The sequence below is a fragment of the Actinomadura geliboluensis genome (assembly GCF_005889745.1).
GTDB classification, from domain to species: Bacteria; Actinomycetota; Actinomycetes; order Streptosporangiales; family Streptosporangiaceae; genus Spirillospora; species Spirillospora geliboluensis.
On record NZ_VCKZ01000332.1, the window covers coordinates 1 to 10,197 of the forward strand.

The window sequence follows — 10,197 nt, forward strand, 5'->3', positions numbered from 1 at the left end:
GGGCGGGATGGGCGCGGTGTGGCGCGCTTATGACACCGATTTGGAACGCGAGGTGGCCATCAAGGAACTGCGGGTTCCCGAGCAGGTCAGCGAGCAGGAACGGCGCGTGTGGTACGCGCGGATGGGCCGGGAGGCCCGGGCCGCCGCCCGGCTGAGGCACCCGGGGATCGTCACTGTCTACGACCGGGTGATGGGCGAGGACGGCCGTCCGTGGATCGTGATGGAGCTGATCCGGGGGCAGTCCTTGGATCACCTGCTGGCCGAACGGCAAGTCCTCCCCAAGCAGCAGGTCGCCGTGATCGGGTTGGCGGTGCTGGAGGCGCTGTCGGCCGCGCACGCGCACCGGATCGTGCACCGCGACGTCAAACCGGCCAACGTGCTGCTGGAGGGCGATCGGATCGTCCTCACCGACTTCGGCATCGCCGCGGTGGAGGGCGATGCCACCCTCACCCGTCCTGGCGCCGCGCTGGGCACTCCCACCTATATGTCCCCCGAGCAGGTGGCCGGCCAGACCGTCACTCCCGCCTCGGACCTGTGGTCACTCGCCGCGACCTTGTACGCGGCGGTGGAGGGGCGCCCACCGTTCGCCGCCCCCACGTTCGGGGCACTGTTCGTCGCCATCGCCACCCAGGACCCCGTACCGCCCGAATGCGGCGGGCCACTCGCGCAAGTCCTGAACGGGCTACTGCGCAAGAACCCCGCCGACCGGCTATCCGTCGCACAGGTCCGCGACCTGCTCACCACCGTCACCGAGCCCGGCACCCAGTCCCGCCGATCTGCTGACCAGAAATCCGCGCCCACCCGCAGCTTTACGGACGACGTGACGCTCCTCCGTGGCCCCATATCCTCCCCAGAAGACAAAGGACGGTCCCAGCCAGCCCGTGCTGCCAAGGATCTGCCCGAGCATGCAGAGGTCGCCAAGTACCGGGAGCTGGCCGAGGCCGACCCAGGCCGCTACCGTCCCGACCTCGCCCGATCTCTGAGGCAGCTCGGCAACGCCCTGAAGAAGCTGAACCGCCATGCCGAGGCGGCAACCGTCAGGCAGGAGACGGTCGCCCTCTACCGGCGGTTGGCCGAAGCCAACCCCGGCCGCTACCGCCCCAGCCTCGCCCTGGCGCTGCACAACCTCGGCTTCACCTTGGGGAAACTGGACCGCCATGCCGAGGCAGTGCCCATGCAGCAGCAGGCGATCGCCATCTACCGGGAACTCGCCGAGGCCGAACCCAGCCGCTATCGCCCCGATCTCGCCGTATCGCTGCACGAGCTCGGCAACACGCTGTGGAAACTTCAGCGCTTCACCGAAGAGTTGGCTGTAGAGCAAGAGGCGGTCTCCATCCGCCGACAGCTGGCAGAAGCCAACCCTGAGCCCTACCGCCCCGACCTCGCCCTAACGCTCCACAACCTCGGCCTCACACTGTGGAAACTGGACCGTCTCGCCGAGGAGCTGACTGTAGAGCAGGAGGCAGTCGCCATCCGCCGGGAGTTGGCGGAGGCCGACCCAAGCCGCTACCGCCCCAGCCTTGCCCAGACTCTGCGCAACCTCAGCTTCACTCTGAAGAGGCTGGACCGCCATGCCGAGGCCGCACCCATGCAGCAGCAGGCGGTCGCCCTCTATCGGCAGTTGGCCGAAGCCGACCCAGACCGCTACCTTCCCAACCTCGCTCAATCACTCCACGAGCTAGGCAACACACTGTGGAAACTACAGCGCTACGCCGAAGAGCTGCCCGTGGAACAAGAGGCGGTCGCCATCCGCCGGCAGTTGGCCGAAGCTGACCCAGACCGCTACCGCGCCAACCTTGCCCTATCGCTCCAAAACCTCAGCTTCACCATGGGGAAACTGGACCGCCATGCCGAGGCGGTCCCCGTGAGGCAGGAGGCGATCGCCCTCTACCGGCGGTTGGCGGAGGCCGAACCAGACCGTTACCGCCCTGACCTCGCCGTATCGCTGCACGAGCTCGGCAACACACTGTGGAAACTTCAGCGCTTCACCGAAGAGCTGGCTGTAGAGCAAGAGGCGGTCTCCATTCGCCGACAGCTGGCAGAAGCCAACCCAGAGCGCTACCGCCCCGACCTCGCCCTATCGCTCCACAACCTCGGCCTCACACTGTGGAAACTGGACCGTCTCGCCGAGGAGCTGACTGTAGAGCAGGAGGCGGTCGCCATCCGCCGACGGTTGGCGACCGCCAACCCTGACCGCTACCGCCCCGGCCTCGCCCAATCCCTGAGCAACCTCGGCAACACGCTGAAGAGGCTTAACCGCCATACCGACGCGGAAGCCGTGAAACAGGAGGCAGACGCCATCCGCCAACAGCTAGGCCAAACCTGACCCAACCGCGACCACCCGCTGACATAGCCGCCAAACTCGGGCTTCCGGACGTGGCCGGGGTCCGGTGGGTGCATGCGGGGCAGCTCGCGCGGCTGGTGGAGGTGCCGGGACGGGCGAGCGTCCGGCAAATCTGGGTGCGTCCCAGTGCGGACCTCTACTCACCGGCACATCGCGTCGATCAGGTCCGTGAAGTTCGGGAACTCCGCTCCCGCCGCCGCCACGATCTCCGCCGTGGAACGGCGCCCACCCGGCGCGTGCTGCTCCGCGATCGCGCGAAAGACCTCGTTCGGCTCCGTTCTACGACCTGGATCCGTGATCGCCTCATGCGGCCCCGAGCCGGCCGCGAACAACCAAAGCAGGTCGCCGAGGTCGCGGGCTATCACGCCGCACTCGCCCTCGGAACCGAGGTAGACGACAGGCTGCTCGACGATGGGCGCACCGGGCCGAGCAAGCCAGAAACCGACATAGTCGCCGGTCCCGGTGGCGCCGAAGAAGCGGAACTCGCTGCCATCGACCTCTTCGTTGCCGGTCCACAGGCGAAACCACCACGCGGTATCCGCCGGCGCCTCGAACCGTTCATACGGCTCGAAATCACAGCCGTGAGCCTCGTCGGTTTCTTCGTCCCATTCCCACTCGAAGCCCACCTCGGCCACTTCGGCCAGGGCGATGGGCAGCGTCAGATCTTCGGGGGCCTCCGTCATTTTGAGATGCTAAACCACCTCGTACCTGGCAGTCAGAGCGCTTCAAACCTCTGCCCCCTGCTGTGCAACGAGATCAAGCCCGCCCAGGAGCGTCCTCACATCCCTCCTGACCAGCGTCGGCCCCCTCCCGCACGCCGACACCCGGCACGGTGGGCGAGTCCGCACGGCCGCCGATGCGGTGCCGCTGGTCAGTCGATGCCTTCGACGATGCGGAAGTCGCGCTCGACGCCGTCGGGGAGAGCGACCAGCGCCTTCTGGTACGCCTCGCTCTCGTATGCCGCGACGGCCTGTTCAAAGCTGTCGAACTCGATCAGAACGACGCGTTGCGTGATTCCGGCCTCGTGGGCGACGACTCGACCGCCACGGGACGGGAGGAGGGCCAGGTTGCGCCCGCCCCCAGCCTGGACGGCCGGACCGGCCAGCTTGTCGTAGGCAGCCAGCCTCTCAGGGTCGGAAATGGCGGGGTAGACACTGACCCAGTAGCCCTTAGCCATGGAAACCTCCAGTGTTCGGCCGGACACGTCCGACTTCGAATTGACACTCAGATCGATCGATCCCGGCGACCGGTACTGCGGTCGGCGGAATCGTCATATGCGCAGGTTAGGACTCGATGTGCGGTCGAGGGAAAGACCAGTACGGGATAGACTAAGAACGGATCGTTATCAATCGACGGGGAGGGCACGTGGCGCCGGATACGGTGAGCCTGCGGTACTTCCTGGTGCTGGCGCAAGAGTTGAACTTCACCCGCGCGGCCGCACGGATTGGTATCGCACAACCTGCACTCAGCGCCCGGATGCGCCGATTGGAGGCGGAACTCGGCACGGCCCTGCTGGTCCGCAACACGCGTAGCGTCGTATTGACCGCAGCCGGTGCGGCTTTGGCGGAGTCCGCGCCGCCCGCGCTGGCGGCGCTGGACCGGGCCTGGGACACCGCCCGGAGCGCGGCGGCCGGTGAACTGGGCACGCTGCGCATCGGATACAGCCTCAGCACCGGGGCCGAGACGGCACCGGCCCTGGTGGACAGGCTGATTCGCGGCAACAGCGGACTCGAGGTCGGCGCGGTCCCGATGGCGACACCGGAGATCTCCCCCGCGGTGGCCGACGGCCGCATCGATGCCGGGATCACCCGCGGTGAACAGCCTGGCCGCGGCGTGCGCCGGTTCCTGCTGCGGCGTGAGCGCATCGGGGTTCAACTGGCGCAGCACCATCCGCTGGCCGAACACCCGGAGATCGAGATCGCCGACGCGGCCGCGTATCCCCTGCGACTCGCCGACCGTGCGGCCAACCCCGTGGTCCACGATCAGCTGTCCGCACTGTTCCAAGACACCCGACCACACCCCCGATTCCACACGCCCGCAGTCTCTTTCGACATGTCTCAGCGCGACCTGCTCGACGGGGTCACCCTCGCCCCAGCCGGAGAAGCCGCGGTCACAGCACAACCGGCCGGCCTCACCTGGCGACCGCTGCGGGGGGCGCCCAACCTGACGATCCACCTGGTCCTCCCACGCGAGCAGTCGCCGCTGCACCGCCGCATCCGTACCGTCGCCAAAACCCTGGCGCACGAGCTGAACTGGCTGCCGGACTGACGCTCAGGAGGTCAGGCGAGACGGACGCCTGCGGTGGCGAGGCCGAGGACCTCGCCCCGCCTCGGCTACGACCGCCTCCACGTCCTGATGGATGGACACCCACCTCGGGCGAGCAGAAAGTGCCACTGCAGCTCATCACGGCCAAGACCCGGCACAAGAATCCCCGCAGCGCTATGCGCTACACCCGTCCCGGCAACGAAGCCGTCGCCGAGATCACCGGCATCCTCGCCCCCCGACGCGCCCGTTGATAGACACACAATCCCGCCGGTCACCTGCCCCGTCCGCCGACCTGCCAGACACCCTCCCGGACGCCCGTGGGTCCATCGCCGTCCGGGCTCGTCCAGCCCCGCCGTTAGCACCCGCGTTAGCAACCCTCGTCCGCGCCGTACTCCTCGTCGGCCTGGTCGCCCAAAGGCCGCAGGCGCACGCGCGCCGCATGAAGCCGTTCGCGGTAGTCCGGCATGAAGATCTGGGGCAGACGTGTCTCCAGTTGGCCGAGCACGCTTGACAGTGCCATCCACTCGCCACGGTCCTCAAAAATCGCCTCGACCTCCTTGGCGCTGATGTCGAGGACCAGGCGGTGAGCGAAGTCGTACAGCACGAAAGCCTCGTCCGGTGAGAGCCGGATCAACTCGTCAGGACTGGACACGGGCCACACGCTACGCGGCCACAGCGCGCTGCTGTTAGCAAGCCCGTTAGCAAAACGGCCCCTTCCGGGATGGAAGGAGCCGTTGGGGTGGAGCCGCCTATCGGAATCGAACCGATGACCTATTCATTACGAGTGAATCGCTCTGCCGACTGAGCTAAGGCGGCGTGCCGTGCGGGGCACGGCGGGATGAAGTCTACCGGGTGTCGGGGGGTGGGTGTGCACGGGTTTCAGCCGCAGGTGGTTCCGGACTTGGGCGGGTCGGTGGTGATCAGGTAGTTGTCGGTGGCCTTGGTGATGCACGGGTTGCCCTGGAGGTAGGCGGTGTGGCCGTCGCCGTTGAAGGTGAGGAGGACGCCGCTGGAGAGCTGGCTGGAGAGGTTCTGGGCCCACTTGTAGGGCGTGGCGGGGTCGCGGACGGTTCCGATGACGACGATGGGGGCCGCGCCCTTGGCGGTGATGGGTTTCGGCTGCTGGTTGGTCTGGAAGGGCCAGTAGACGCAGGGGAGGCCGCCCCAGACGACGAAGGGGCCGAAGCGGGGGGCGACCTTCTGGGCCTCGTCGGCGGCCTTCTTGTAGGCGGCGAGGTTGGACGGGTTGGGCTTGTCTATGCAGTTGACGGCCATGTTGGCGTCGGTCTGGTTGCTGTAGGTGCCGTTGGGCTTGCGTTCGACCATCTCGTCCGCGAGGGCCAGGAGGACGGTGCCGTCGCCGCTCAGCGCCTGGACGAGCGCCTGGCGCAGGACGGGCCAGTACTCCTTGACGTAGAGCGCCCTGGCGATGCCCATCACGGCCAGGGACTCGGTGACCTTGCGGGAGTCGCGGGTGTTGCTGAGCGGCTTCTTGTCGGTGGCGGAGAGGAAGGACTCGATCTTCGCGATGACGGCGTCGGGGGTGGTGCCGAGCGGGCAGTTGCCGGACTTGACGCAGTTGTCGGCGAAGGCGCGGAGGGCCGTCTCGAAGCCCTTGGCCTGCTCGATCAGGAGGTCGGTCGAGGAGAGCTGGGGGTCGACGGCGCCGTCCAGGACGAGGGCGCGGACGTTCTTCGGGAACTGCTCGGCGTAGAAGGCTCCCAGGTAGGTGCCGTACGAGGCGCCGTAGTAGGTGAGCTTCTCGTCGCCGAGGGCGGCGCGGAGGACGTCCATGTCGCGGGCTGCGTTGGCGGTGCCGACGTAGGGCAGTTTCGAGGCGTCCTTGGTCCTGCAGCGCTGGGCGAACTCCTCGCTCTGGACGCCGAGGGCGTTCGTCTCCTGCTGGTCGTCCGGGGACGCGTCGGTGGCGAAGAACTTGTCGAGTTCGGGGCCCGTGTTGCAGCGGACGGGGTCGCTGGCGGCGACGCCGCGGGGGTCGAAGCCGACGATGTCGAAGCGGCGGCGCAGGTCGTCCCCGAACGTGCGGGCGGCCTGGCGGACGAAGTCGACCCCGGAACCGCCCGGCCCGCCCGGGTTGGTGAGGAGCGAGCCGATCCGTTTTGATTTGTCCTCGGCCGGGAGCCGGATCACGGAGATGCCGATCTCCGCGCCGGTCGGGTCGGAGTAGTTCAGCGGCACCTGGACGGTCGCGCACTCGAAGCCGTTGTCGCAGGACTTCCAGGACGGTTTCTGGCCGTAGAAGGACTTGAGGTCCGCAGGGACGCTGGCCGGCACCGTCTTCTTCTCGCCGTCGGCGTCGCTGCTGCTACTGCTGCATCCGGTGGCCATCGCCAGTACCAGCACGGTGGCCGCACTGATGAACCTCGCTGCCTGCACCCTGGTCCCCGTCTCGTCATAGCGGCACGTACGCCGCCGCCTACGCTACGTCGGCGCGGCGGCAAAGGGCCACCATAGGGCCGAGACGGGGCCCGCGTGGCGCGGCGCGGGCCCCGTCCGTGCGCCATGCCCCGCGGGGTCGGGCACGGCGCGTCCGGGCGGTCGTTTGGGCCGAGCGGCCGACCGGACGTTTCTAACCCGGGCCTCCGCCGGGCGGTCCCTCTGGGCCGCTGCCGGGTAATCGTCCTCCTCGGCCGTCGCCGGGGGCTCCTCCTCGGCCATCGCCGGGACGTTGCGGGGCCAGGGATGCGCATGCCTGCATGGCCTTCTGTTCCTCGGCCGATCGGGTTGGACGGGTGGACGGTGCGTTGCTTGGGCGGGTGGTCGGTGCCCCGGTCGGGCGGCCTCCTTCTGGGAGGTTGACGCCCTGTTTCTCCAGGCAGGCGCGGAACGAGGCCATCGGGTCGGCGGCGTCGGGCTTGTCCGACTCGCCGCCTCCGCAGGCGGCGGTGAACAGGAGCAAGGCGGCGCCCAGCGCGCCCAGCGCGTAGGTCGGTCTCAATGGGTCTCCTCGGTTCTGGAGTCAGCGGCCCGCGCCCTGGTTCACGGTGGTCGCGGTGAGCGTGCCGTCCGCGGCCTTGGTCCCCCGGACGGTGACGTTCGCGCCCGAGGCGAGGTTCTTCAGGTCGCCGTCCTTGGTGATGCGAACCCTGGTCTCCTCGCTGGTCGCGACCTTCACCGTCTGGCCGGACGTCGTGCGCAGGTAGAGCGTGTCGCCGGTGACCTTCACGACCGTGCCTGTCGTGGTGTCGCCGCTCCCTGCGAAGCCTCCGGGGCCCGGGACGTTGCCGGGCGGCTGTGCCCCGGGCATGCCGCCGTAGCCGCCTTGGGGACGTCCGGCGGTGAAGCCTCCGGCCGGACGCTCGGAGCCGTCCGATGACCACTTCTGCGCCTGGACGCCGCCCAGGAAGCCCGCGACCAGGATGATCCCGGCGGCGAGGTAGAGCGTCGGTCCGGGCAGGGAGCGGCGCTGCGGGCGTGCCGCCAGCGTGGCGTCGAGGTCGTCGGCGAACGGGGAGCTGGACAGCAGTTCCGCGTCCTCCGAGGGTGCGCGCGGGCCGGCAACGCGCTTGCCGGGCGGTTCGGGGCTCACGGTTCTCCTTCGGTCGTCAGTCATGGCGGAGCGCCTCGATGGGACGGAGCCGGGCGGCGCGGGAGGCGGGGTAGCCGCCGAAGAACAGGCCGATCGCGACGGAGACGCCCAGGGCGAGGACGATCGACGACGGCACCAGGACGGGTTCGACGCCCGCGATCGTGAAGCGGCTGCCGACAACGCCGGCGAGGACGCCGAGGAGGCCGCCGAGCAGGCTGAGGACGGTGGCCTCCGCGACGAACTGCCCGAGGATGGCTCCGCGCGGCGCGCCGATGGCCTTGCGGATGCCGATCTCGCGGGTCCGCTCGGTGACGGTGACCAGCATGATGTTGGTGATGCCGATGCCGCCGACGAGCAGGCTGATCGCGGCGACGGCGCCGAGCAGCACGGTGAACGTGCGGCTCGACTCGCTGACCGCCGACTGGACGCTGGCCTGGCTCGACACGGTGAAGTCGGCGGCACCGGAGGCGGTGCCGTGCCGCTGGGCGAGGAGCGTCGTGATCTCGGCCTGGGCCGCGTCGACGGCGTCGCTGCCCGTGGCCTGGACGATGATCTGGTCGAGGCCGCCGTAGCCGGTGAGGGTCTCCTGGACGGCGGGCAGCGGCGCGACGGCGATGCTGTCCGGGTCGGAGAAGGACGACGAGGACGAGCCCGTCGCCTTGAGGACGCCGGCGACCGTGAACCGGATCCCGCCGACGTCGATCTTCTTGCCGAGCGGGTCCACCCGTCCGAACAGGTCGGACGCGACCGTGCTGCCGAGCACGACAGTTTTGCGCGCGGCTGTCACGTCCCCGTCGGTGAACAGGGCACCGGACGCGACGGTCTTGTTCGCGGCGCCGAAGTAGGTCGGGGTGGTGCCGACGAACTGGCCGATGGTCACGCTCGTCCCCTCGTAGCCGGCGGTGACCGACTGGCTGGTCACGACCGGGGACGCGCTCTTCACCGACGTCGCCTTGGCGAGGGCCTTCGCGTCGGCCGTGGTGAGGTCGTGGGCCTGGGTGCGGGGGCCGGTGTCGGTGCCCTGGCCGGGACCGCCGCCGAAACCGCCGAAGCCGCCCGGGCCGCCGAAACCGCCGCCGCGGCCGGTCGTGGACGGGCTGACGGTCAGCGAGTCGGCCCCGAGCCGCTGGATGCTCTTCTTGATCTGCTCGGACGAGCCGTTCCCGACCGCGACGAGCAGGATCACCGCGGCGACGCCGATCAGGATGCCCAGCGTGGTGAGGGAGCTGCGCAGCTTGTTGGCCGACAGTCCGCGCACGGCGAACCGCAGGATGTCGAGGACGCTCAACGCGCGCCTCCCGCAGGCGTCGTCCAGGCGGCGCCGGGCGGCGGCCCGGTGACGGGGGCGCGGCGCGCGTCCTCGACGATCCGGCCGTCCACGAGGCGGACGACGCGTTTGGCGTGCGCGGCGACGTCGTCCTCGTGGGTGATCACGATGATGGTGCGGCCGGCGAGCGCGAGCCGGTCGAAGACGCCGAGGACGTCGGCGGTGGAGGCGCTGTCGAGCGCGCCGGTCGGCTCGTCGGCGAGCAGCAGCGCGGGCGCGGTGACGAGGGCGCGGGCGACGGCCACGCGCTGCTGCTGGCCGCCGGACAGCGCGTTCGGCTCGTGCCGGGTCCGGTCGGCGAGCCCGACCTCGCGGAGCGCGGCGAGGGCGCGCCGCCGCCGGTCGGGGCCCTTGACGCCGCCGTAGGCGAGCGGGAGTTCGACGTTGGCCTGCGCGGTCATCCGCGGGATGAGGTTGAAGGACTGGAAGATGAACCCGATGCGGCGGTTGCGCAGGATCGCGAGGCTCCGCTCGTCCAGCCCGGCGACGTCCCGGCCGTCGAGGAGGTAGCGGCCGCCGCTCGGCGTGTCCAGGCAGCCGATGATGTTCATCAGCGTGGACTTGCCGGAGCCGGACGCGCCCATGACCGCCACGTAGTCGCCGCGTTCCACGGTCAGCGAGACGCCTTGCAGCGCGTGGACGGCCGTTTCGCCCGTCCCGTACACCTTCGTCACGTCGCGGAGGTCGAGCACGGGGGCCGCGGGCGTCATC

10 protein-coding genes and 1 tRNA gene are annotated in these 10,197 nt (G+C 69.5%); 3 read left to right on the forward strand and 8 right to left on the reverse strand.

Going from position 1 to position 10,197, the window contains the following annotated elements; genetic code table 11:
• A partial coding sequence (locus ETD96_RS33250; RefSeq protein ID WP_138640448.1) for a serine/threonine-protein kinase occupies nt 1–2,326 on the forward strand: 2,326 nt, incomplete at its 5' end.
• A gap of 158 nt (nt 2,327–2,484) precedes the next feature.
• Here the strand turns inward: ETD96_RS33250 and ETD96_RS33255 are convergent.
• The gene (locus tag ETD96_RS33255) at nt 2,485–3,027 is read right to left on the reverse strand and encodes an SMI1/KNR4 family protein (RefSeq protein WP_138640449.1); all 543 of its coding nucleotides are present in this window, start codon (nt 3,025–3,027) and stop codon (nt 2,485–2,487) included.
• A gap of 188 nt (nt 3,028–3,215) precedes the next feature.
• Nucleotides 3,216–3,521: a DUF1330 domain-containing protein gene (locus tag ETD96_RS33260; protein ID WP_138640450.1), complete on the reverse strand. Its 306-nt coding sequence runs from the start codon at nt 3,519–3,521 to the stop codon at nt 3,216–3,218.
• A gap of 188 nt (nt 3,522–3,709) precedes the next feature.
• Between ETD96_RS33260 and ETD96_RS33265 the strand changes: the two genes are divergently transcribed.
• Both ETD96_RS33265 and ETD96_RS47735 read left to right on the forward strand, forming a co-directional pair.
• Nucleotides 3,710–4,612, forward strand: coding sequence for a LysR family transcriptional regulator (locus ETD96_RS33265; RefSeq protein ID WP_138640451.1), 903 nt, complete (start codon nt 3,710–3,712; stop codon nt 4,610–4,612).
• Between the two features lie 119 nt (nt 4,613–4,731).
• Nucleotides 4,732–4,860, forward strand: a complete 129-nt coding sequence (locus ETD96_RS47735; RefSeq protein WP_274704663.1) for a hypothetical protein — start codon at nt 4,732–4,734, stop codon at nt 4,858–4,860.
• Between the two features lie 116 nt (nt 4,861–4,976).
• Here ETD96_RS47735 and ETD96_RS33270 read toward each other — a convergent pair whose 3' ends face one another.
• The 6 genes from ETD96_RS33270 to ETD96_RS33295 all read right to left on the reverse strand — a co-directional run bounded on the left by ETD96_RS33270 (nt 4,977) and on the right by ETD96_RS33295 (nt 10,196).
• Nucleotides 4,977–5,261, reverse strand: coding sequence for a hypothetical protein (locus tag ETD96_RS33270; RefSeq protein WP_138640452.1), 285 nt, complete (start codon nt 5,259–5,261; stop codon nt 4,977–4,979).
• Nucleotides 5,262–5,349: 88 nt separating this feature from the next.
• A tRNA-Thr gene (locus ETD96_RS33275) sits at nt 5,350–5,425 on the reverse strand.
• 63 nt (nt 5,426–5,488) lie between these two features.
• Nucleotides 5,489–7,006, reverse strand: coding sequence for an alpha/beta hydrolase (locus ETD96_RS33280; RefSeq protein WP_240808404.1), 1,518 nt, complete (start codon nt 7,004–7,006; stop codon nt 5,489–5,491).
• 583 nt (nt 7,007–7,589) lie between these two features.
• Entirely contained in the window at nt 7,590–8,159 is a 570-nt protein-coding gene (locus ETD96_RS33285) for a DUF5666 domain-containing protein (RefSeq protein WP_138640453.1), read from the reverse strand.
• A gap of 16 nt (nt 8,160–8,175) precedes the next feature.
• Nucleotides 8,176–9,447, reverse strand: coding sequence for an ABC transporter permease (locus ETD96_RS33290; protein WP_138640454.1), 1,272 nt, complete (start codon nt 9,445–9,447; stop codon nt 8,176–8,178).
• On the reverse strand, nt 9,444–10,196 hold the full coding sequence (locus tag ETD96_RS33295; protein ID WP_138640455.1) for an ABC transporter ATP-binding protein: 753 nt from the start codon (nt 10,194–10,196) through the stop codon (nt 9,444–9,446). The genes ETD96_RS33290 and ETD96_RS33295 overlap by 4 nt, the downstream gene beginning before the upstream one ends.
• Between the last annotated feature and the right edge of the window lies 1 nt (nt 10,197).